General features: G+C 68.8%; 1 protein-coding gene (running past one end of the window). It reads left to right on the top strand.

The window, feature by feature from the left end:
• Positions 1-23,889: the 3' portion of a calcium-binding protein gene (locus ACG00Y_RS08980; RefSeq protein WP_394478003.1), read on the top strand. The gene continues 12,267 nt to the left of window position 1, outside the view; the window shows 23,889 of its 36,156 coding nt (coding positions 12,268-36,156); the start codon falls outside the window, past its left edge; the stop codon is at positions 23,887-23,889.

Below are 23,889 nucleotides of genomic sequence, written 5' to 3'. Positions count from 1 at the left end.
CAGATGGCCGTGGGCGACACCTACAACCGCAGCATCAACGTGCGCCTGCCCGAGGGCATCTCCGGCGACTGGTTCCTGAACGTCTCGACCAGCGGCCCCTACGAGTTCATCTACACGAACAACAACGTGGGCCGCTCGCTGGCCGTGCCGGTCACGCTGAGCGATTCGCCCGACCTCGTCGTCGAGACGCTGGACGCCCCGGCCACCGCGCAGGAAGGCGCCCTCGTCGACGTCAGCTGGACCGTGCTCAACCAAGGCATTGCCCGCGCCGCCGGCCAGTGGCAGGACACCGTGCTGCTGCTGGCGCCCAACGGCTCCACCGTCGTGCTGGGCAACTACGTCTATGACCGCGGCCTGGACGCCGGCCTGCGCTACACGCGCACCGAGCAGGTCCGCCTGCCGGGCAAGATCGAGGGCGGCTACCGCCTGCGCGTCGTCACCAACAGCCTGGTCGGCAGCGGCGGAAGCCCGCAGGTCTACGAATTCGGCGACGCCCGCAACAACAACACGACGACAGACACCGATGCCATTGTCGTCAGCCTGAACGACCGGCCCGACCTGCGCGTCACCGACATCGAGCTGCCCGCCAGCGTGACGGCCGGCACCAGCCTGGGCCTGAAGTTCACGGTCGGCAACTTCGGCCCCGAGGCCACCTCGGGCCAGTGGCAGGACTACGTCTACCTGTCGCTGGACGGCATCGTCAGCGCCGACGACGTGCTGCTGGCGCGTGTCGACAGCGGCTCGGCGCTGAGCCCGGGCGGCGAGCCCTACACGACCACCGTCAACGGCGTCGACATCCCCATCCGCTACCGCGGCGATGTCTACATCATCGTCGCGGCCGACGGCGGCAACCGTGTCGACGAGTACCCCAGCGACGGCAACAACACGCGCGCCGAGCGCATCCACATCGACCCCATCCCGTTCGCCGACCTCGTCACCAGCGATGTCGTCGCGCCCGACCAGGCCGTGCACGGTTCCACCATCGAGGTGCGCTACAAGGTCACCAACAAGGGCTCGGCCACCACGCGTGGCGACGCCGCGACCACCAACAGCTGGACCGACACCATCTGGCTGACCGTCGACAAGACCCGCCCCAACCCGGGCAAGGGCGACATCAAGATCGGCCAGGTCACGCACACCGGCCACCTCGCCATCGGCGAGGACTATCTCGGCCTGGTCAACGTTCAGATCCCCGACAACATCCAGTCGGCGCGCTACTACGTCACCGTCTGGAGCGACACCTACGACGCGATGCTGGAGGACACGCTCTCCAGCAACATCAACCCGGACGATCCGACCCAGATCGACAACAACAACTACAAGTCGCGCGACGCGGACGGCATCGGCCCGATGAAGGTGCTGGGCATCACGCCGCCCGACCTGCAGGTCACCAGCGTCATCGCGCCGACGACCGCCGCCGCCGCCGGCAGCTACAGCTTCAGCTACACGGTGCAGAACCGTGGTGACGCCTTCGACGGCGGCTGGACCGACAAGGTCTGGCTGATGGACAACCCCGATCCGACCCAGGCCAAGGTCTACTGGCTGCTCGGCGAGTTCAAGCAGCAGCGCGGCCTGGGCAATGGCGAGTCGTACAGCGTCAGCCAGACCGTCAACCTGGGCCCCTCGGTCAGCGGCGCCTACCTGGTCGTGCAGACCGATGCCAACTACGGCTACACCGGCCGCAACGAGGTGGGCGAGGTCGCGGAGGACAACAACGTCAACCGCGCCGCGTCCAACGTGACCAACGCGCCGGCCGACCTGCGCGTCACCAACGTCACGACGCTGCCCACCAACTATTCCGGCGAGGACACGACGGTCACCTGGACCGTGCAGAACGTCGGCGCGGCCGTCTGGAGCGGCACCAAGGGCTGGCTGGACCACATCTGGGTCAGCCCGGACCCGACCTTCATCCCTAACCGCGCCACGCAGATCGGCTCGGTCGTGCACAGCAACACGACGACGCTGGGCGCCGGCGAGAGCTACACCGCCAGCGCCGTCGTCAAGCTGCCGCCGGGCACCGACGGCGTCTACTACATCTACGTGATGGCGGACGGCAAGCACTCGGCCGACTCGCTCGCGCCCGACATGGGCCGTGGCGAAAGCGCCGACCCGCGCAGCCAGTCGCAGGACGAAATCCTCGCGCCGCCCACGCCGCACAGCGACTACAACGTCTACACGCGTGACCGCCTCTACGCGACCTCGGTCTTCGAGGGCGCGCGCCGCGACAACAACCTCGGCCGCGGCACGCTTGACATCATCTACCGCGAGCCCGACCTGCAGATCGACTCGATCACGGTCAACAACCCCAACCCGGGTTCGGGCGACACCATCACGGCGACCTGGACGGTCACCAACCGCGGCACGCGCGACACCCGCGTGCCGGGCTGGTTCGACGGCGTCTACCTGTCGCGCGACGCGACGCTGGACCCGAGCGACTACCCGCTGGTCGACCGTGGCAGCGAAGCCGAAATCCTGCTGCGCGCCCGCCAGGTCTACCTGACCGATGCGTTAGGCAAGCCGCGTTTCCTGAAGCCCGGCGAGAGCTACACGCAGACCGCCACGTTCGCGATCCCGACCTCCATCAGCGGTGACTTCAAGCTCATCGTCAAGGCCGACACCGGCGTCTTCAAGGACTTCTACAACGAGGTACCCAGCACCGTCCGCGCCGGCCTGAACGTCATCCGCGAGAGCGGCGCCAACGGCGTGCTGGAGTTCAAGGACGAGGCCAACAACGTCGCGCAGATCGCGCTGCCGATCACGCTGGCTGCACCGCCCGACCTGCAGGTCACCAGCGTCACCGCGCCCGATGAAGTCATCGCCGGCCAGAACTTCACCGTCGCCTACAAGGTCGAGAACCTCGGCGGCAAGACGCCGGTCGACCAGGGCACGTGGTACGACATGGTCTACCTGTCCAAGGACCGCTTCCTGGACCTGAACAAGGATCGCTACCTCGGCTATGTGCAGCATGGCGGCGGCCTCGCGGCCGGCGGCAGCTACACCGGCAGCCTGACCTACACCGCGCCGCGCGACCTGGAAGGGCCTTACTACGTCTTCGTCGTCACGGACCCGGCCCGCATCTGGGGCAGTGGCGAGACCGGCCGGGTGCTGGAGTTCGGCAAGGACGACAACAACAACGCGGCGGCCGTGCAGCCCATGCGCATCGAAACGCCGCCGCCGGCAGACTTGGTCGTCACCAACGTCATCGTGCCGCCGAGCGCCAAGGTGGGCGACGAGGTGGAGATCGTCTTCACGATCCAGAACACCTCCATCAATCCGGCCTATGGCCGCTGGACCGATGCGCTCTACCTGTCGGCCGACAACGCCTGGGACCTGAGCGACATCCTGCTCGGCAAGGTCGCCCATGTCGGCGACCTCGGCGAGAACGGCACCTACACCGCCAAGCTGACGGCCAAGCTGCCGGCGCTCAAGGACGGCGGCTGGCGTGTCATCGTGCGGCCGGACCTCTACAACGAGGTCTTCGAAGGCCGCATCACCTACACCGACACCGGCCTGAATCTGCCGCCCGGCGAGGCCAACAACCGCAGCGCCTCGGGCGCGACGCTGAACGTCACCGTGCCGGTGCTGACCGTGGCGCAGACGCTGTCCACGACGCTGAGCACCGGCCAGACGCAGGTCTACAAGGTCAGCGTCGGCGCCGGCGAGACGCTGCGCGTGCTGCTCGACTCGACCGCCGCCTCCGGCGCCAACGAGGTCTATGTGCGCTGGAACGACGTGCCCACCGGCAGCGCCTTCGACGTGGCCTACAGCAACCCGGTCTCGCCCGACCAGACGCTGGTCGTGCCCACCACCAAGGCCGGCGACTACTACATCTTCGTGCGCGCCCGCCAGGGCAGCAATGCCACGCCGGTGACGCTGCGCGCCGACCTGCTGCCGCTGTCCATCACCAAGGTCACGCCCGACCAGGGCGGCGTCGGCAACGACGACCACCGCTGGGTGACCATGGACATTGAAGGTGCCCGCTTCGCGGCGGGCGCCCTGGTCAAGCTGGCACGCCCGGGAGAGTTCGAGATCGAACCCGAGCGCTGGCAAGTCCTGGACGCCACCCGCATCCGCGCCGTCTTCGACTTGCGCCATGTGCCGCTGGGCCTGTACGACGTCATCGTCACCAACCCCGACGGCTCGCGCGTCGTCGAGCCCTACCGCTACCTCGTCGAACGCATGATCGAGGTGGACGCGGCCATCGGCGTCGGCGGCCCGCGCAACATCGAGCCGGGCGACTCGGCCACCTACAGCGTCAGCCTGCAGAGCCTGACCAACGTCGACACGCCTTATGTGCGCTTCGACGTGGGCGCCACCGACATGGGCAACAGCAAGTACGTGCTGGAAGGCCTGAACCTGCCCTTCGTCGTGTTCGGCGCCAACGTGGGCGGCATGCCCGATGGCGCCATCGCCGCCGGCGACGGCAACAACCAGCAGTACGGCACCACGCCCACCACCGGCGTGCGCGCCGACGTGCCCTGGGCCGCGCTGGACGGCATGACCAACACGAACGGCTGGAACCTGGCGCCGGGCTATGCCTTCGACCTCGCGGCCAACGGCTTTGCTGGTGCCACCTTCAAGGTCCAGACCTACCCGGGCCTGCAGGAGTGGATCAACTACGACTTCGAAGGCCTGCGCGACAAGCTCTACGCCATTCGCCCGGACTGGAAGGCCTCAGGCATCCTCGATGAAGGCGTTAGCGGCCTGAACAAGATCTCCCCGGGGCTGACCGCCAAGTTCCTGTCCACTGACCCCGAGGTGCACATCACCAAGGAAGAGGCGCTGGCCATGGCCTTCCGCTTCGACACGCTGGCCAGCGTGACGACGCTGACCCGCGCCGAGTTCATCGCCGACCAGACCCGGCATGCGCAGGCGCTGCGCGCCGCCATCCTGGCCGACACCACGGCGCCCAACACGCTGGCCGTGCTGGCGGCAGACGAGGCGCAGTGGGTCAAGGGCTGGCTGGGCGCGCTGGAAGCTGCCGGCCTGCTGCGTGCCGAGGGCACCGCCCCGGCCATCCGCAGCGACGAGCTGGTGCTGAGCCTGAACGCCACGCTGGCCACCGGCATCCTGATGGCCAAGGCCGGCGAGAGCTACCGCACGCAGGCCGACCTGCTCGGCTTCTTCGCCAAGGTGCAAGAGTGGTACGGCGACACGGCCAAATACGCCGGTGACCGCAATGCCGCGCATGCGCCTGTCGACTACGAGGAAATCCGTCAGTCCGACGAGGTCGTCGTGGAGGTGCCCGTGCCCGTCGCCCCCAACCCGGCCGACTACGACCAGGGCGCTTCGCAGTCCACGCACTTCATCAGCTTCGACGTCTTCGCCGGCAACCGCGCCGAGCTGGAGTACCTGCGCCACATCGGCGTGCTGGATGCCGAGTTCCGCCCCGTCGGCCCGCAGGCGCTCAACCTCACCAGCTACCTGCAGCAGGCCGCGCAGGCGCAGGCCAATGCCGGCGCCGCCATCAGCGTGCGCGGCCCGCAGGCGCTGCCGGCGGCCAACGGTTCGACCTACATCCCGACCGACTACGCGCTGCCCTACACGCTGTCGTTCAACAACGCCACCAGCGCGGCCGTGGGAGAAATCCGTCTCGTCACGGCCATCGACCCCGACCTCGACGCGCGCAGCCTGCGCCTGGGCGACCTGAAGATCGGCGACATCAACATCCATGTGCCCGCCGGCCAGGCCGTCTTCCAGGGCGACTTCGACTTCACCGGCGCGCCGGGCAAGGGCTATGTGCTGCGCGTCAGCGCCGGCATCGACGCCGAGGCCGGTGTGGCCACCTGGCTGCTGCAGGCCATCGACCCCGACACCGGCGAGGTGCTGCGCGACCCGGCCCGCGGCCTGCTGCCGCCGGATGCGAACGGCAAGGCCACCGGCGGCTTTGTCTCGTACACCATCCGCGCCAGCGACACGGCGCAGAGCGGCGCCAACATCAGCGCCGCCGCCCGCGTGTTCTTCGACGCCACGCCGCCCATCGTCAGCTCGGCCATCAGCCACACGCTGGACGCCGACGCGCCTGTGACGACGCTGACCGTCGCCAGCAACGGCAACAACGCCAGCGGCCAACCCACGTTCAAGCTGAACTGGAAGTCCGTCGACGACGCGGCCGGCGTCAAGCACGTGACCGTCTACGTCGCCGAGGACGGCGGCGACTTCAAGATCTGGCAGAAGCAGGTGGCCGGTGCCGAGAGCACGGCCATCTTCACCGGCCAGGCCGGCAAGGCCTATGAGTTCCTGGCCGTCGCCACCGACAACGCCGGCAACCGCGAGGCCGCCAGCATCTCCAACGCCGTGCTGCCCGACGACGGCAGCCGCACCGAGGCCCAGCAAGGCCTGGGCGTCACCGACACGCTGGACCAGACCGACGAGCTGCCGGCCGCAGCGCCCGACCGCAACTACAGCCCCAGCGACCTGTTCGCGCAGGCCGCGCAGCGGCTGCCCGGCTTCGTCATCACGCCCGCGCTGGGCGGCCTGGGTGCCGACCTGCAGTCGGTGCTCGCACCGCTGCAGCTGCGCGGCTTCGCCAGCGGCTTTGGCGCCAGCCAGGGCGCCATCGGCGCGCTCGCCATGGTCGAGCTGGCCGACGGCTCGGTGCTGGCCAGTGCCGGCGCCGAGCGCAACCAGGTCTTCCGCTTCGCCAAGGAAGGCGGCCGCTCCGTGCAGCCGCTGTTCACGACGCAGGCGGCCATCCTCGACATGGCGCTGGACACCGTCGGCAACCTGTGGGTCATGACCGGCTCCGAGCTGATGATGATCGACGCCGGCAGCGGCGCCGTCATCAGCCGCACCCGCGCCCCGGCCGGCGAGCCGCTGACGCATGCGCTGGCCATCCAGCCCGGCACCGGCCTCATCTATGTAGCCAGTGGCAACGGCGTCGAGATCTTCGACCCCTCAGCCCAGGCGGCGAACGCCTGGAAGCACTTCAGCAACACCCGCGTCGGCGACCTCGCCTTCGGGCCCGATAACCGCCTGTGGGCCGTGCGCTGGACCGGCAGCGACGTGCGCGGCGCGCTGCCCGAGGCGACGACCGACATCGTCAGCTTCCCGATGACCGGCCGCACCGTGGGCCGCGCCGAGCTGGAATACCGCCTGCCCGGGCTGGTCGACAGCATCACGTTCGGCAAGGCCGGCACGGGCCTGGCCGGCCTGCTGCTGGCCAGCAGCAACACGGCGCAGCGCCCGGTCGCCGCCAATGGCAGCACGGCCGTCGCCCACACCAGCGCGGTCTGGGCCGTCGAGCTGTCGAGCCGCCGCAGCCTCAAGCTCGCCGAGGGCGGCACGCGCGGCGAAAGCATCGTCGCCACCGCCGACGGCCGCGTGCTGGTTGCGCAGACGAACCGCATCGACGAACTCGCGCCCATCAAGGCGCCCAAGGTCGTCTCCGCCAGCGTCGCCGACGGCGCCCTCGTGCCGCTGCCGCTGACGCAACTGGCCATCAGCTTCGACCAGGCCATGTGGACCGGCGCCAACGGTGCCGACACCACCAGTCCGTCCTCGGTGCTGAACCCCAAGAACTACAGCCTCATCGCGACGGGCGCCAACAGCAATCTGATCCTGACGCCCGAGAGCGTGCGCTGGGATGCGGCGAGCAAGAGCGTCATCCTGACGCTGCCCAACCTGCCGGCAGGCGGCTGGCGTGTCGAGGTCGTCAACACGGTGCGCAGTAGCGCCCAGGTCACCTTGGGCGAGGCCTGGGGCCTGGTGTTCACGGCCGTCACCGACATCTCCAACCTCGTGCGGCTGGAGTTCGCCGACACCCGCGCCGACCGCCTGACCGGCGCGATCAGCTACGACGTCAACATCACCAACATCGGCGTGGACGACCTCAAGGGCCCGCTGCTGCTGCTGCTGGACCCGGGCCGCTACTTCGGCGACAGCATCACCGGCGCGGCGCAGGGCGATGGCGCGCAGGCCGAGCTGTGGGTGCTGGACCTGACGGCCGCGCTGCAGGGCCAGCCGCTGAAGACCGGCGAGACGCTGGCCAACCGCACGGTCACCGTGCGGCCGGCGTCCAGCTTCGGCACCACGCCGGGCTCGGGCCAGATCGTCAAGGTCAACCTGGGCCATGGCGTCTACGCACTGCCCTACGACAACACGCCGCCGGTGCTGGGCCAGGCCAAGGCCGATGGCAGCCTGGACCTGGCCACCGTCGCCCTGCCCGCCGCCACCGCCGGCACGGCCTGGACGGCCAACCTGGGCGCCGTCGATACGGATGGCCGCCTGTTCTTCTGGGAGCTGGTCAGCGCGCCCGCCGGCATGATGATCACGCAGGACGCGCTGGTCGAGAGCAGCGCCAGCGGCTACGGCAACAAGGCCACGCTGCACTGGACACCCCAGGCCACCGACCGCACCGACAACCAGATCCTGATGCGCGTCATCGACAGCCGCGGCGGCGTTGCGCTGCGCCGCTTCACGCTCGACGTGGCCGGCGCCAACCATGTGCCGGTGGTCGATGCGGTGCAGAACCTGACGCTGGAAGAGGGCGACAGCCTGCAGCTGCCGCTGCTGGCCAGCGACGAGGACGGCGACACCGTCACGCTGCTCGTGCGCAACCTGCCCGCCGGCGCCTTCTTCGACGCCGCCACCGGCATCCTGAGCTGGACGCCGGGCTATGACCAGGCCGGTGTCTACAAGGACATCACCGTCGTCGCCAGCGATGGCAAGCACGAGGTGCAGCGCCGCTTCAACCTGACCGTCAAGCAAGGCTACCCGGCACCCGTCTTCCCGGTGCTGGACACGCAGGTGCTGCGCGAAGGCGACCGCTTCGGCCTGCAGTTGCCTGGCGCCGCGCCGGGCGGCCTGCAGCAGGCCGACGGCAGCAGCGTCACGCTGAAGTGGAGCGCCGAGCTGCTCCCCGGCGGCGCCACGCTGGACGCTGACACGGGCTGGCTGTCGTGGACCCCGGGCTATGCCCAGGCCGGCCTGTTGACGCTGCCGGTCACGCTGATCGCCACCTTCACGGCCGCCGACGGCAGCAAGTCCGTCACGGCCGTGCGTCGCGAGCTCAAGTTCGACGTGCGCAACGCCAATGGCGCGCCGGTGTTCGACCCGGTCGAGACCTGGGCGGTGCTGGAAGGCCAGCCGCTGCGCATCAGCGTGTTCGCCTTCGACCCAGACAACCCGACCTTCGAGCCCAAGGTCCGCCTGACCCCCGGCGGCGAAGCCAGCGGCCCCGCCGGCAGCACCGCCAGCGTCAGCTACGCCGTCACTGGCCTGCCGACCGGCGCGACGTTCGACGCCGACACGCTGGAACTGATCTGGACGCCGGGCTATGCCCAGGCGGGCACCTACTACGTGACGGTCAAGGCCACCGACGACGGCAATGGCACCGGCACCCCGTTGACCAGCGAGATCACGCTGCCCATCGTCGTCAGCAACGCCAACCGCGCGCCCGAGATCCGCGATGTCACCAACGCCTTCGTCGACCGCGGCGCGGTGCTGGAGATTCCGCTGGAGGCGACGGACGCCGACGGCAACGCGCTGACGCTGACCGTGCAAGGCCTGCCCAGCTTCGCCACCTACACGCAGACGCTGAACAGCGCCGGCCGACTGACCGGCGTCATCCGCTTCGCGCCCGGCGCCGGCCATCGCGGCGACTACACGCTGACGGTCGTCGCGCAAGACAACGGCGACGGCGACGTGAACCAGGTGCTGGCCACGGCGAAGAGCTTTGTCGTCACGGTCAAGAGCCTGAGTGAAGCGCCCGTCATCACGCTGCCCAGCCAGGTCGTCGCCGTGGCCGGCACCGAGCTGCGCGTGCCCATCCTGGTCTCGGACATGGACCAGGACGCGCTGACCTACGCCGCCACCAACCTGCCCGCCGGCGCGCGCATCGAGAGCGACCCGCGCTACGGCCACGCCATGCTGGTGTGGACCCCGGCCGCCGGGCTGACGGGCAACTTCGACATCAGCCTGGCGGTCACCGACTCGGGCTTGCCCCCGGCCGACGCCGGCTATGTCGTCGACCCGCTGAACCCGCCCGTGCCCAGCACGTCCGTCAAGGACTTGCGCATCGTCGTGCGCGCGGCCAACGCCACGCCCACACTGTTCGCCGTCGCCGCCACCGGTGGCACCGTGCAGGGCGACCCGCTCGCCGGCACGCGCACCGTTATCAAGGTCGACGAAGGCTCGCCGCTGGCCATCGATCTGTCCGGCCTGGACGCCGACCTCGACCTGCTGCACTGGACGGCCCAGGGCCTTCCCGCCGGCATGCAGCTGGTGCCCAGCGCCGGCAGCGGCGGCCAGACCCGCCTGCAACTGCGCTGGACGCCCGGCCTCTTCGCCGCCCAGAGTGACAACCAGAACGGCGCCGCGCCCGGCCGCTATCTGCTCACGCTGACCGCCAGCGACGGCGCCGCCAGCTTCACGCGCGAGGTGGAGATCGTCGTCGCCAACGTGAACCAGGCGCCGGTGCTGATCCCGATGCCGCTGCAGCTGGTGCCCGAAGGCCAGACGCTGTCGTTCACGATGCGCACGACCGATGGCGACAACGAGGCCACGCAGCTGGCGCTGATCTACGACACCGACATGCCCAGCGGCGTGTTCTTCGACGCGTCCACCGGCTACTTCGAGTGGACGCCCGGCTCGGACATCGTCAACAACGCGACCGACGACACGCGGGCCTACACCTTCAACTTCAGCGCGACAGACGGGCAGGCCACCGTCACGCGCACGGTGCAGGTGCGCGTCTTCGACGTGAACCAGTCACCGCAGATCACCACCGCCAGCCGAGCGCTGCTGGTGGGCCAGAGCTTCTCGCTGCCCGTCGTCAAGGGCTCAGCAGCCCCGGCCGGCGCGCTGCGCCTGTTCGACGCCGACGGCGCGGCCCAGACCGCCGCGCTGGCCGTCAGCTTCACCGGCCTGCCCGAGGGCGCGGCCTATGACGCCGCCACCGGCCGCCTGAACTGGACGCCCGGCCCCGGCCAGGTGGGCGACTTCACCGTGCTGGCCACCGTCAGCGATGGCCGGAACTCGACCACCAACAGCTTCGTGCTGCGCGTCGTGGCGGACGCCAGCGCCAACGCGCCCAAGCTGCTGGTCAACCTGACCCCCAGCACGCCTGTGCTGCCCGGCCAGGTTGTGCTCGCCACCGTGCGCGCCGACGCCTTCAGCCCCATCGCCAGCATCTCCGTGCAGGCGCGCGGCGCCGGCATTGGCCAGGCCGACTGGGTGCCAGTCATGCTGGACGGCCTCGGCCGCGTGCGCATCACGCCCAGCCAACCCGGACTCATCGAGCTGCGAGTGACCGCCGTCGATGCCGACGGCTTCTCGGCCACGACGACGCAGACGGTGCGCGTGCGTGACCCGCTGGACACGACCGCGCCGACGCTGGCCTTCACCGGCGCGCTCGACACCGGCGGCCTCGCCCCCGCCGTCATCGGCGCCACCACCACGCTGACCGCCCGCGTGGCTGACCTGCAGTTGATGGGTTATGTGCTCGAAGCCGCACCCGCCAATGGCGACCGCCTGGATGAGTCCGCCTGGCGCACGCTGGCGTCGGCCGACTTCAGCGCCGTTGCCGTCAACGGCAACCTGACGCTGGCCACGCTCGACCCCTCGCGTTGGGCGAACGGCGTCTATCAGCTGCGCCTGCGCGGCTGGGACCTGGCCGGCCGGACGACCGAGATCACGACGCGCATCCTCGTCGACTCGACTGCCAAGCAGCTGGTGCAGGCCCGGGCCACCGACGCGGTCTTCCGCCTCGGCAACCACGACCTGGCGCTGACCCGCCACCTCGACGCCAACGGCGGCAGCGGCGACCTCGGCAACTGGACGCTGCCGCTGCTGGACACGCGCCTCAGCCACGACCAGGCCGGCAGCGATGCCCTCGGCGCGGCCGCCGCCTGGACGCTGGGCGCGCGCGTCTGGCTGCAGGTGCCCACCAGCCTGTCCGCCGCCAACGCGGCCAACGAGTACCTGAGCTTCACGCTGGGCACGACCGCCACGCCGCTGTCCAGCGACCCGACCTCGCCGCTGGTGCAGCGCCCGGTCTTCACGGGCAGCACGGCCGGCTGGAGCCTGTCGGTCGTCAACGCCGACCCGACCATCCCGGTCGCGCTGCTGCCCCAGGGCCAGCGCCTGCTGGACCGCGTCACGGGCCTGCCCTGGCAGCCCACCGCCTACCTGCTGACCGGCCCCGACGGCACCAGCTACCGGCTCGACGCGCGCGGCCAGATGCAGAGCGTGCGCTTTGCCGACGGCCAGCAATGGCTGGTGTCCGACGCGGGCGTGGCCCTGGTCGGCAGCAGCGACCCGAACGCCCGCCTCGTCTTCGAGCGCGACAGCCAGGGCCGCATCGAGCGCGTCGTCGGCCGCCAGACGGCCACGGCCGACGCGGCCATCGTCTACCGCTACGACAGCACCGGCCGCCTCGCGCTGGCGCGCAGCCTGTACGGCGATGGCAACCTGAACTTGAGCGTCGGCTACCACCCCGATGGCAGCGTCATCAGCGAGCCCATCACCGCCCAGTTCGGCACGGCGGCGGGCTGGCTCGCCAGCGTCGCCACGCCCAACAACAGCTGGAGTGGCAGCTTGAGCACCGGCACGCCCGCGCGCTTCAGCTTCGTCGTGCGCGACAGCGAACTCGCCAGCACCGTCAAGGCGCCGGGCGCCGCCGGCGCCATCATCTACGCGATCGAAACCGCGGCCGGCACCAGCCTGGCCATCGAAGGCGCCACCGTGCTCGGCCAGGTGGCCAATGGCGGCAAGACCGTCACGCTCGTGCGCGTGACCGAGGCCGGCCTGAAGCTGCTGACGCTGACCGGCAACGGTGCAGCCAGCATCAAGGTCAGCATCGCCGGTGACCTGAACCGCGACGGCCGCATCGACGGCACGGACTCGACCGCGTTTGCCGCGTCCGGTGTCGACCTGAACGGCGACGGCACGGCCAACGACACCGATCGCCAGGTGCTGTACGCCAACTACGGCTGGCGTGCCAACCTCGCGCCGGTCAGCGTCGTCAGCGCCACGCCGGTGCTGGCCCACACCGACCTGAACAAGTGGCTGACGCTCGACAACGTGGCGCTGGACCGCGAGGGCGACAGCGTCTTCTGGCGCGTCATCGGCGCAACCCATGGCAGCGCGCAATTGGCGGCCGATGGCCGCACGCTGCTGTTCAAGCCCGAGGCCGGTTATGCCGGCGCGGCCGCAGTCACCATCGAGGCTGACGACGGCTGGGGTACCAGCGGGCCCATCGTGCTGCAGTTCAACGTCAGCGGCGCGGCGCTGCTGGCGATCAACATTCAAGATGTCGGCCCGCTGCGCTCGGGCGAGAGCCGCGTGCTGCGCGCCTTCGGCGACTTCGCCGACGAGAAGGGCGTGGCGCTGACGGGCAACTACCTCCAGTGGACGGTGGAGAACTGGCAGGCCGGCGCCGCCAAGGTGGTCGTCACCCCCGGTGACACGCTGCTCAAGGGCGAGACCGACGGTTGGGGCTATGTGCGTGCCAGCCACGGCGCGCTGCAGGGTGTGCGCAGTTTCGAGGTGGGTGGGCCGAGCGAAGCCACCATTAAGCTGGCCCTCGGCGGGCTGGACGTCTACCCGGGCTCCGTCTCCCTGGTCGCGCCTGGGGCCGACGGCAACGGCGCCGGCCTGCGGCAGATCAAGCTGACCGAGGTGGTCGGCAGCACGGATGTGGCGGGCTCCTACTACACCAGCTACTTTGTGGCCGACGGCAGCGTGGTGGAAGTCAGCCTGGATGGCGTCATCCGCGCCAAGAACGCCGGCACCACCAAGGTCTATGCCATCTACAAGTCGGGTCAGGTCGAGCTGACAGTGCATGTGGCGGCGCCGACCGTGGTGACGGCACAGCAGCCGAGCATCCAGGTGGACGCCAGTGGTGCGCTGCTGCAGACCCAGGCGGGTGTGCAGGTCGCCATTGCCGCCGGCGCCTTCGACACGCCGCGCCAGGTCACCTTGACCGATCTCGACCTGGCCCACCTGCCCATCGAAGCGCCGCGCTTCGAGGGCTTTGAACTCCTCTCGGGCTTCCACCTGGACATCGGCACCGCCAAGAGCGCGCAGCCCATCCAGCTCGCCACGGCCGGCCTGGGTCTGGACCCGGCGAAGTACGAGGTGTTGATCCTGCGCCGCGGCACGATCACGTTGGAAGACGGGTCCGTGAAGGAGACCTGGTGGGTGGTCGACAACGGCCACATCGGCGCCGACGGTACCGCCCGCACGGCCAGCCCGCCTTACCCGGGCGTCACCAGCTCCGGCGACTACCTGGTGGGCGCGCGGCGCATTGACAAGGACCCGAAGACGGGCGCCTCGGCGACCCGCATCGTGTCCCTGGACGCGAACTACCAGTACATCTACTTCAACGCCATCAACACAGCCATGATGGTGGCGGCCGGCGGCAACCTGGTCGCCTCCGGCACCGCCATCGCGTTGATGGGCATGCTGCCCACGGCGGTGTTCGGCGTCTACACCTTCACGACCACGGCGCAGTACGTGCAGACCGGCACCGCGACCGTGAAGGGTGATGAGCTGGAGATCAGCGTCACGCCCATCCCGCCCATCGCCGCCAACGACCCGGTGTTGACCGGCATCACCAAGGTCAATGCGACGACCTTCAAGCTCACCGGAGACAACTTCAAGCTCGACGAGGGCGTCACGCGCCTGCGCGTCTGGATCAAACCCGTCGGCAGCGGTCTGGCGGACCGCAACTCGGCACCCGACCGCGGCCTGCTGTGGGACACGCTGACGGTCAGCGGTGTCACCAAGACCTCGGCCGAGGTCAGGGTGCCGGAGGGCGTCGCGCTGGGCCTGCACGAGATCTGGGTGGAGCGCGTCATCGATGCCGTCAACCCGGATGGCACGGCCGGCGACGGCTATGGCTTCATGTCGGGCAACCCGAGCTACCCCATTGAGCTGAAACCGCAGGAGGAGCTGGGCGTCGTGCTGGATCGCCAGCATGTGCAGTTCACCAACGGCATCATGACCAGCGGCCCCGGCACCGACGGACCGCTGAAGATCCTTCAGGACGTCATCGACCTGCCGGGCTATCTGACCGGACTGAAGACCGACGCGCTGATCTACGGCACCGACAACCGGGTCGTCTACGTGGCGGGCGCGGGCAAGATCTACATGATCGACATGCTCAGCCACAAGCTGGTCTACACGCTGGAGATGCCCGGGTCCACCGCCAACATCTCGTCGCTGGCCGTATCGGGCGACTGGATGTACATGGCCGAGGGCGCGAGCTACGGCAGCAGCAGCCCGGCGCGGCTGATGCGCGTCAACATCAACAGCAAGGACCCGAAGTTCCTGAAGGAGATCCAGCAGCTGCACCTGCCGGGCAGCATCTCCACCGGCCCGAGCGGCTTTGTCGACCTGGCGGTCAGCGGCGGCCGCTACCTGGCCGTGACGGCGCCCAAGACACGGGCGACCCGCATCGGCTTTGCCACGCAAGAGAAGGGCGACGTCTTCGTCATCGATCTGGTGATGATGGACAAGGCCTGGGAGAAGCAGGTCAAGGACAGCGAGGGTGCCGACCGCACGCTGCGTGTGCAGGACGTCGACGTCAAGATCATCGACTTCAACACCTCCGGCAAGCCGCGCACGGGCCAGGTGCCCTACTACGTCAGCGCCGGCTCGGAGGCCGGGCAGTTCGTCGTGAGCACGCCAGGGGCCTACAACCAGGGCTTCGCCGCCTTCACGGCCAAGCGGGACGATGATGGTGCCTGGAGCGATGCCAAGGTCGGTGCGCCATGGCTCAAGCCGTCGCAGTCCAACTGGTGGGACGGCACCAAGTTCCGCCAGAACATCCAGCACGCGTCGGGCGTCGTCGTCTCCGCCGACGGCAAGTACGCCTTCGTCGCCGACTACGAGCTGATCTTCGACGAGCCGGGCTTCATGGACGGCGCGCTGGTCTACAAGCAGGTCGGCGGCAAGATCGGCATCATCAAGGACCCGTTCACCAACCCGGTCTTCCTGGGCGCCACCACGCCCATCGAGGGCGCGAGCCTGGACAACGTGTCGCTGTCGGCCGATGGCAGCACGCTGCTCGTGACGGCCATGGTCGAGGAGTACGGCGGGCCGGGCGACGGCTACTACAGCCGCTTCTTCTCGACGGTGTTCCAGTTCAACGCCGCAGGGTTGATCGCGGCGGCCGAGGCCGGCACCGGCGACCTGCGAAAGCCCATCGATCTCGACAACGCCAGCCTGCTGCCGCGTCGCTACGACGATCTGCCCAAGTCCTGGGCGGTGGCGACGTTGGCCGCCAACGGCGACCTGGAGCTGATCAGCCCCAAGGTGGATGCCGACGCGCGCCCGGTCTTCGAACTCAAGTCCAGCCAGAACATCGTCGAGCTGAACATCTACCTCAGCAGCTTCGGGCCGGGTGAAGGGCTCTTCCCCAACGACACGCCGAAGTTGCCGGAATGGCATGCGGGCGACCATGACGCCACCGGCGCCGAGCACGACGAGCGAATCCTCACGCTCCGTGATGTTGGCGATGGCACCGTCTACCGCGCGGGCCAGCTCATCACGGTGCGGGACTTTGTCGACGAGGAAGACCTGGCCAAGTTCAAGCTCACCGCCGGCCAGCGCTACTGGTGGGCGGCCGAGGCCAAGCTGGCTGACGGCACCATCCTGACCGCTTCCCAGCCGTTCACGGTCAAGAAGGCCTACCTGGACGCCGACTTCGGCGGCTCATCCGTGACCATCCTCACTCACGGTTATCAGCCCCCCTTGGTCTCTGGCTCGGATGGTCTGAGCTCATCCATTCCCAACGCGGTGTTTGGCAAGACCAAGGCAGAAACCACCGGCGCCGCCGAACTCGCCCGCACCATCGCGAAGGACCAGGAAGGCTACGCGTTCAAGTACGACAGGTTCAGCGGCCGCTGGGTCGGCCTGGACGGCGACACGGGGACCAGCCTGACCGCAGCGCTGAACATGGGCAAGCCGGTCGCCCTCGTGCCGGACTGGGTGCTCGAGTCGGGCTGGAGCGACTCCGGTTTCGCGGAAGCTGCCGCCGATGCGGTGTACGCGTCCTTGCTCACGGCCGATCGCGCGGCGGGCGGCAAGCTGCTGTCGGGCAATCTGCATCTCATCGGGCACAGCCGCGGCACCGTCTTCAATTCGGAGCTGGCACAGCGCATCGTCTGGGGCGTCGACAAGTACAAGCTGGCGGCGCCTGCCGATCTGCAGATGACGACGCTGGACCCGCATGATTTCAACCAGCCCTCGTTGATCCAGAGTTCGACGGTGTCCAACCTGATGGTCAGCCTGGATCGCGGCGACCCCACCAAGCTGGTCACCAATTTCCTGGGTGCGCTGGGGCTCGGCGGCGTGGATGCGCTGCTGGAAAAACTGGGCATGGGCGGCCTGTTGGCCGAGATAGGCGCTGTCAAAGACGGCGGCATGCTGGACGACTTCATGAAGGTCGTCCGCGATACGCTGGTCGGCGCGCTCGGAGAAGCTGTCGACCAGGCCGTTGATATCGCCGAAATATTCCAGCTTGACGCAGAGAAGCTGGGCCTCAAGAAGATCGACTTTGCCGAGTTTTATGACCCCGATGTCATGGCCTGGGAGGGCATCAGCTACGCCGACAATTACTACCAGATCGTTGCCAAGGAAACGGCAGCGCCAGGTACCACGGTCACGCCCAATGGACGCTCATTGACGGGCGCTCAGGCCGCTTACAAGGATGCCGGTTTCGACTTTGAAATCGACCTCACCGGCCTCAAGGGCTTCACGGTGGACGACTTCCTGCCGTTGGTTGGCTCCAAGGCGCAGACCCATTCCCGCCCGCACGCCTGGTATGCCGGCACCCTGTCTTCGACGTTGAGCTACTTCAGCCCGTCGATGACCAAGGGCGAAGACGAATTCCCGGATCGTGATTGGATCGTGCGGCGTCGTGCAGACAGCGCCTTTGAGAAGGTGGCCGGGCTCGGCCATCGCCCCGCACCCTATGACGACAATGAATCGGCTTGGTACATCCAGCGCCTGAGCGAGCTTCTCGGGCGTCAGGTGGATGGGGAGGACATCAACGAACTGGCAGACGAGGCGGCGGCAGAGGACGAGCCCGGCAATACCTGGGAGGGCGTTGGCGCCGGCTTCTACTTCTCCAAGCTCGGTGGCGGTGCTGATGACCGCCTAGTGCTGGGCGAGGCGCAGCGGGTCGAGGCTTCCGTCGACAACACCGAGTTCGGTAAATCGGTCCTCGCGGTTCCGACCGTGTTCAACGGCGACTTCCAGGCCAGTGTTCGCCCCTACTTCGGCCGCTTCATCACCAGCTATCAGCTGCCGGGCTGGGGCCTGCACAACGGCCAGAGCCTGACCGGCAGCGACGCGATACAGGCGCGACAGCTGGAGTTCCTCGGCTTCAAGCCCAACTGGGAATCGCAGCTGGAAGCCAAGGATGTGGAGGACTTCAAAGCCACTTTCGAGAAATACGAGTCCGTGTTCGGCGAGCAGTTCGGCATGCGCCATCTGGAAGAAGCCGTCTGGATCTCGAATGTTGCCGACTACCTGCGGGACAAGCTGATCGAAGTGGTGGTCAAGCTGGCGATCAAACGCTTTCCGCCTGCGGGCATCGTGTTGAGCATCCCGGGGCTGACGGAGCTTTTGGAGGTCAAACTTCAACAGGGCTTCGATTTTGTGATTTCGAAGTTCCTGCTCGGCTACAAGCAGCAGATCGGCGACTTCGGCCAGAACCTGCAGAAGGTCGCGGATTGGGGCTTCCGTCTCGACGCGGGGGTCCCCACGCTCACGCACAACCGCACCGTGGTGCCGCAGTCGGTGCAACAGGTCAGCTTCAGCCTCAGCAGCGGCGCGGTGCAGCCTGGCAGCGACAGCGACCCGGTGTTGCTGGTCAAGCTGCTGGTGGACGACCCTGCGACGGGCCAGCCGACGGAACACCTGCTGCCGCAGCAGATCCGCATCCGCGATCTGCCCAAGGACGCGCCCACCGCACTGAAGATCATCGGCATCCCGGCAGGCATCCTGGCTTCGGCGGCCGAGTCGGTTCGACTCCAGTTCGAGTTGGTCAACTACCGGCTCGGCACCTCCGAGAAGATTCCGCTGGTCACGGGCGACCGTGTCGTCATCGACAACATCCGCTTCGGCAGCACGCTGAGCCTGCGCGACTCCAGCGGCGGTGCGGACGACCAGATGATCTTCATGCGCGACAACCCCGCCAGCTCGCCCAGCACCGCTGCCGAGCGCCTGGAGTGGATGCCGGCCGGCCTGTTCTTCCGCGCCAACGAGCATCGTGTCGACCTGAAGAACGACAGCGACGGCGACGTGAGATTCAGCGCCTACGCGCTGCCGAACGAGTTCCTGGGCTTCGGTCTTGGCGCCGGCGCAAGCCCGGCGGACACCACCAGTGGCGAGCGCCTGCTGCTGTCGAACCAGGCCCTGGCCAAGGGTGGGTCGGCTGCCATGACGGTGACCGCTCAACTGACGGAAGCCGCCCGCAAGCGCTTTGCCGACACCTACGACGCCGTGCTGCTGTCGGGCACGGTGCGTTTCGACGCCGAGCAGCAAACCGCCAGCGGCTATGTGGCGGCGGGGTCCACCAGCGTCCAGTCGGTCTACTTCAGCGAACTCGGTGATCTGAGCGCCGTCGACGGCGTGCTGAACGCCCCAGCCCTCCAGGCGGGCCAGTGGCGCAACATCCGCATCTACAACCCCAACGAGTTCGAGGTGCTCGTCGAGGGCGACGGGCGATGGACGGCCCAGCAAGAGGGTGCCAGCACGGTGCTGACGCTGCTCACCACGCCGCAGGATCGCGGCGTGATCCGCGCCAACGTGGTGTTCAAGCTCGCCGGTCAGGTCTACGGCCGCGCCGCTGTTCAGGCCGAGGTCATGGCGACTCAGCAACTGAGCGTCGATCTCGTCGCGCTGCAGAACCAGATCGCCCAGGCGATGGCGATCGCGCATGCGGACGCAGCCACCAGTGCCGGCTTCAGCGGCAATCAGCTGGCGATCTACAACCTGCTGGCGGGGGGCGACGTCAAGCTGGCGCTACCCGCCGACCTGAGCGCCGCTGACCTCGCGCTGATCAGCGAGGGCCTCAAGTCGGGCCTGGGCGGCGGCGACGGCAGCGGCCTGTTCGACCAGTTCAAGACGCCCGGTTTCGTGGACATCCGCTACGGCAGTGCCACCGGCCTGGACGACAAGACCGCGGCCCGCACCACGGCCGTGAGCTTCGTTTCCGAGTTGCTGGGCAATGGCACCGAAGCCGGTCAGGCGGGCGTGGACCTGCCCAGCCATCAGATGAACCTGTTGCTGACCAAGGCCGACGGCAGCGTGCGCGACGACGTTGGCAGCCGCGCCAAGCAGTACGCGCTCAGCCGCCTGCTCAACCAGGAGCAGGCCGGTTCGGCCTACGGCGCCACGGCGCAGGTGTCCGTGCCCGCGGCGCTCCGTCAGGCCGTCGCGTGGGCCGGCACCATCGCTGACCGCAGCGCGCGCATGGTCACGCTGGGCCGCTACTTCGGCTGGTTGGTCGGCCATGAGTTTGCGCACAACCTGGGCTTGCCCGACGAGTACAAGCTCGACGGCCTGGGCAACCGCATCCCGCTCACCTCGACTGCCAGCTTCATGGGCGTGCCGGGCAGCCAGGCGCGCAGTGCGGAGCAGAACCAGGCCTTGCTGCTCGCCCTGCACAGCGGAGACGGGCGCTTCGACGCCGCGAGCGTGGACAAGCTGATTCGCTACCTGCGCGACCTGTCGGCCGGCACGGCGTTCTCGGGCGCGCCGCCGGTGGCCGGCGGTGATTCGGCGGGCGCAAGCTTCGCCCTTCAGGCCAACGCCTCTTCGGAAGCGTCTCCTGCGGTCAGCCCGACGACGACGGCGCCCAGCTTCGTCGCCGGCCTGCCCGTCCACGCCACGCTGAGCGGCGGCGCGCTGCAGGACGCCACCGGCTGGAGCACGCGCGGCCATGTCGTCATCCAGGACGGCAAGGCCGTGCTGGGCGAATCCGCCTCGCGCCAGGCGCAGCTGTCGCAGGTCTTCACGCTCGGCGCCAACGACAAGCTGCTCAGCTTCACGGTCGAATCGCCGCAGCTGCTCGCCAACGCGGCCGGCCCGTTCGACGCCTTCGAGGTGGCCTTGCTCGACGCCACCACCGGGCTGCCCGTCGCCGGCAGCATCGGCCTGAACGGCTCCGACGCGCTGCTCAACCTGCAGACCAACGGCCGCGAGCGCCTGGCCACCACGGTGCGCAAGCAGCTCAACGCCGACGGCAGCGCGACCTACTTCGTCGCGCTGGCGCCGGAGCTGGCGGGCAAGGCCGTGCTGCTGAGCTTCGACCTGCTCGGCTTTGCCGCGCAGACCAGCACGATGACCGTGCGCGACATCAAGCTCATCGGCGACCCGCAGGCCGTCGGCGACGCCGTCGCGCTGGACGAGGACGGCGCCGCCAGCGGCAACGTGCTCACCAACGACCTGGTCTTCGGCGCCACCAACGTCACCATCGAGCAGGTCGACGGCCCGGCCCACGGCACGCTGACGTTGCTGGCCAACGGCCAGTTCAGCTACCAGCCTGCGGCCAACTACAACGGCAGCGACAGCTTCAGCTACCGCTTCGTCATCGATGGCCAGGCCAGCAACACGGCCACCGTGGCGCTCACCGTGCGGCCCGTCAACGACGCGCCCACGCTGACCGGCCGCAGCCTCACGGCCCAGGCTGGCCAGACCGTCGCCATCAATCCGTTGAGCACGGCGTTCGACATCGACGGCGACACGCTGACCGCCGCCGTCGTCGACGGCCCGGCGCATGGCGTGTTGACCGTGCTGGCCGACGGCAGCTTCAGCTACAAGGCCGTCAGCGGCTTCGCCGGGCCGGACAGCTTCAGCTACCGCGTCAGCGACGGCCAGGCGGAGTCCAACCTCGTCACCGTGACCATCACCGTCAGCAACGACGGCACGCCCAACGTGGCGCCCACCGCCGCCGACGGCCAGGCCACGGGCAACGAGGACGAGGCACTCGCGCTGACCTGGGCGCACTTCGCGGTCGTCGACCCCGACAGCCGGCCCGACCTGTTGCAGGTCGAGATCACGGCGCTGCCGGTCGACGGTTTGCTGCAACGCCTGCTGGCCGACGGCAGCTGGGCCGCGGTCGCCATCGGCGAGCGCTTCAGCCAGGCGGGACTCGCGGCACGCGGACTGCGCTTCGTGCCGGCAACCAACGCCTCGGGTGGCGCGGGCTACTTCGGCTCGGGTGAGGGCAACGGCCAGGCGCACTACGACCACATCGGCTTCAAGGCCTTCGACGGCGAGCTGTACAGCCCGGCCGCCCGCCTCGTCGTCGACATCGCGGCGGTTGCCGATGCGCCCACGCTCACCATCACCGGCGGCAACACCGCCACCGGCCTGGAGGACGCGGCCCTGGCCCTGCACGCCATCGTCGCGGGCCTGGTCGACAACGACGGCTCCGAGACGCTCATGCTGACGCTGACGGGTCTTGCGGACGGCTTCACGCTGTCCGACGGCACGCGCAGCTTCACCCCCTCGGCCACGCAACGCGTCGTCAACCTCGCTGGCTGGCAGCTCGACGCACTCGTGCTGACGCCGCCGCGCGACTTCAACGGCAGCGTGGTTCTGCAACTGCAGGCCACGGCCATCGAGGGCGCGACGGGTGAGTACGCAACGACGACGCAACTGCTGACCGCGCAGTTCGTCGCCGTGGCGGATGCGCCCGGCTTGACGCTGAGCCCGCGCGACGTGGCGGTCAGCCGGGAGTTGGTGGCGACGAGTTGGGAGACGCCGGCCAATGCAGGCACGACGGCGACCGTCGTCGGCGGGCCGACGCTGGAAGGCTGGACGGTGCGCACGCCCACCACCGGCAAGGCTGGTTCGTTCGAGATCTGGTCGGCCAACGACCGAATGCCCAACCTGGGCGGCAACCTCGTGCTGGTGCAACCGATGGCCGGCAACGGCGGCCAATGGCTCTCACTGCGCAACGGCCGCAGCAGCCTCGCGTACCAGACCGTGGCCATCGAGCGGTCGGTCGATACCTTTGACGGTGCGATCTACACGCTGAGCCTGGACTACGCCGGTGGTCTGGGTTTTGCGATTGCCAACACGCAGATCGGCATCTACGTCGACGGCGTCAAGGTCGGTAGCTACGCCGGCACCAGCACGGCCACGGCGTTGAAATGGGAAGCGCTGAGCTTCAAGTTCGGCGGCAACGGTCAGACCCGCCGCATTGCCATCGTGCTTGAAGGCGGGGACAGCATCGCCAGCGGCTCGGCAGTGCCGCAGCGCAGCGCCAATATCGACGACATCCATCTCGTCGAGACGCTGCCCGTCGGCGTTGCTCGCGTCTATGGCCTGGCTGATACGGCGATCGCATTGCCCAAGGTCAGCGCCGTGCTGACCGATGCGTTCGGCGGCGAGCGCCTCGGTCTCAGTCTGCTCGGCCTGCCTGCAGGCGCGGTGCTGAGCGACGGTGTGCGCAGCGCCACCGGTGGCTCGGTGATCGATCTGAGCGGTTGGGACCTCGCCTACCTGAGTGCCAAGCCGCCGGTCGGCTTCACCGGCGACTTCAGCCTCACCCTGCAGGCCGTCAGCGTGGAGACCAGCAATGGCGCCAGCGCCAGCGTCAGTCAGACCTTTGTTGTTCATGTGCTGCCGGGCTCGCCCGTCGCCACGCCTGTGGGTGTCAACCCCTTCGTCGTGACGGCGGTAGGCACGCAGACGGTGCAAACACAGGCCGGTAGTCAGGCGGTCACCTCGGCGACGGCTGCTGAATTGCTCGCCGATGCGCGTGGCCAGCTGGGCGGGGCAGCCGAGCCGGCGCCTCTGCCCAAGACAGCTGCCGAGATCGCCCAGGCCGAGGCCGACCGGGCCCGAGCATTGAGTGACGCTTGGCTCAAAGAGCTTGAGGAGCGCGCCAAGGCCCAGTGGCAACAACTGGTGGGCGGCAAGTAA

Source organism: Pelomonas parva (assembly GCF_043555835.1).
GTDB classification, from domain to species: Bacteria; Pseudomonadota; Gammaproteobacteria; order Burkholderiales; family Burkholderiaceae_C; genus Pelomonas; species Pelomonas parva.
This window is presented reverse-complemented; position numbering and strand designations above follow the sequence as displayed.